The organism is Kitasatospora sp. NPDC056273, from assembly GCF_042268845.1.
GTDB lineage: Bacteria > Actinomycetota > Actinomycetes > Streptomycetales > Streptomycetaceae > Kitasatospora.
Window position 1 is genome coordinate 1 of record NZ_JBHJSJ010000126.1, and the last position, 2,320, is coordinate 2,320.

The 2,320-nt window shown below is 33.8% G+C and carries 2 protein-coding genes; both read left to right on the forward strand.

Annotated features, from left to right (window positions below; all coding sequences use genetic code 11):
• The first annotated feature begins 1,665 nt into the window (after positions 1-1,665).
• Entirely contained in the window at positions 1,666-1,932 is a 267-nt protein-coding gene (locus tag ACFCY1_RS41460; RefSeq protein ID WP_375867853.1) for a hypothetical protein, read from the forward strand.
• Positions 1,898-2,320, forward strand: a 423-nt coding sequence (locus tag ACFCY1_RS41465) for a hypothetical protein (protein ID WP_375877815.1), incomplete at its 3' end; no start/stop codon positions are given. The genes ACFCY1_RS41460 and ACFCY1_RS41465, both read left to right, overlap by 35 nt.

Genomic DNA, 2,320 nt, shown 5'->3' on the forward strand with positions numbered 1-2,320 from the left:
GACCTTGTCTTTCTCTTCTGTAGAAAACTTAATTGAGGTCCCACCAACGAAACGCTGAAAACATACGCTAAGGAATTGTTCAGAAAATCTTGAGTTGCTGAACACCTTGTCATTAAAGGATTTATAAGTGTTTCTTCCCTTCGGAAGTGTCCATTAACTCGTTCAATAATCAATGTTCAATAATTATTAAAATATTAAGTTTGTGAACGAATTTAATGTCTAAACGTATAAAAGGCCGTAATTTACTTATCGAAATCTGCTTAGCGTATGTTTTCCGCTAAATGTTGGTGAGACCCCTAATTGGAATCCCTAATCGTTGGTAGTGATTAGGGATTCTTTTTTTAAGTTATGACACTAAAAGTAATTATTTGTGAAATTCCTCTTTAGTAGTCACTTAAATAAGTGAGGTATAAAGTTGAAAAATTTTTCAAAAATCCATGTAGGAAGTGAAAAGAAAAAAGGATTTTTATTCTTTCACTAAAAATACCTAACATCACTTATTGGAGGTTTTTATAAATGGAAATATTTTATTTGCGAATTATCTTAATGTTAATAGGTTTTATTCTAGTTTTATTTTTTAATGTGGCAGGTACTTTGGCTTATCACGGTATAAAGATATATTTTTTAGTAAGGAAACACGGGAACGGAAAGAAAAATAAAAAGCCACCTAAAAATTAAGGTGGTTTTTTATGGTGTATTTTTAATACTAAAATGCAATGTATCATACATTGTATGGGAAATCGTAGATAACACTATCAAATACCAAGGTAAATGATAGCTTTTTTTCTTTTTTGATTTTTTTGCTAGTTTTTCGAATAACTTTTTTAAGGAATTTATCTAAAAATGTAACATTATTTTCTATTAATGAAAAAGATTCAATCTACGTGAAAAAGATTCCTGCTATAATGTAGTAGTAGTCCAAGGAATGGCCTCCCAAATCTGCGAAAGAAAGAGGTCATGTCCATGAAAAAAATCGTTAAAAAATCGTTAAAATTTATTACCACTCACGAAACCAAATTAAGAAAGGTTGTCGATTGGTTTTACTCAATCGGTCGCCTAGCTTATTTGGTTTACCGAGTGATAATGCTAAAGTGATTCCCACACTATAGCATTAAGCCGTAGAATGTTGCTTTAGCCACTGGACCTGGGAAGGTGATTATGGTTGGTGTTCCCGCACCTCGGACTTTAAATAGGTCATTCAAAGCCATTTCCCACTCACCTTCCTAAAACTTATTATGATTTTAACCAAAAAATGATATTCATAAACAAGAAAAAGTCACAGGTTCCCACACCCGTGACTTTTCTTTTTCCCACTCTCTGCGAAAAGAGTACGTCTAAATCGTTTAGAATTTTTACGTTAAAATTTCACTGTTGGTCTGATCATTCATCTGATCAGTTCCGATCACTGGTTCCGAAAACTTAACTTCCCACAGTCTAAGGTTTCGGACCCTCCTTCACAAAGTATCATTTCACATGACGGTAAAAAATACTTTTCATGGTGAACGATACACCATCATGGTATCACATTACTTTACTTTTGTTAACTATCCTATACGTTTTCTTTCTCATTTTTCTATTAGGATATAAAGATTTGAAGAAAGATTGTTTCCTTCAAATTTCATTGCATTGCTAGTTTGATAGAAGTATAATTCTAGTAAATTACATATGAACGGAAAAAGAACTCCAACTGTTATAGAGGGCTGCAACCCTACTATAACCGTTCCCCCTACCCAACTAGGGAAAACACTTGCCGAAGTTCTTGTAACTAACATTTTAAGTTATACGCTTATTTTAGTGTATATTCCTGTTAGTTTCAAGAAAAAAATCAAAGGCATTGTTTCCCAGCTTGTTAGGGAGATAGTGCCTTTTTCTTGTTCTCAAAAAGGAGAAATAAACAATGGCAAAAATGATTCAATTACCTTACAACTCTGATATTATCGTTCCGACTGCAACCGCACAGGCAGTCCAAAAAAACAATGAAAAACCTATTTCATTACAGGCATTAGGTTTGCTTGTAAATCTTCTTTCATACCCTACAACTTGGGAATTACATAAAACTGAATTATATAAACGCTTTGGGAAGAACAAGGAGGAATCGGTTAAATCAGCATGGAACGATCTAATGTCCGCGAACTATATTATCGAGTTTAAATATCGTGTCGGGAAGAAGTGGGAGTACGTTTATTATTTCCGAAAAGTACCGTTTTCCCCCGAAGAAAAGGCTCAAATCCTTGATAAAGCTAAGGATGAGTACGGAGAAATTTGGGGACTGGATTTTCAGGTCTTGAAAATGGAGACCCGAAAATCCCGAGGTAATCAA

Bases quoted from the DNA above. Each gene is read 5' to 3' on its own strand.
- ACFCY1_RS41460 (WP_375867853.1), top strand. From the start codon at position 1,666: ATGAACGGAAAAAGAACTCCAACTGTTATAGAGGGCTGCAACCCTACT.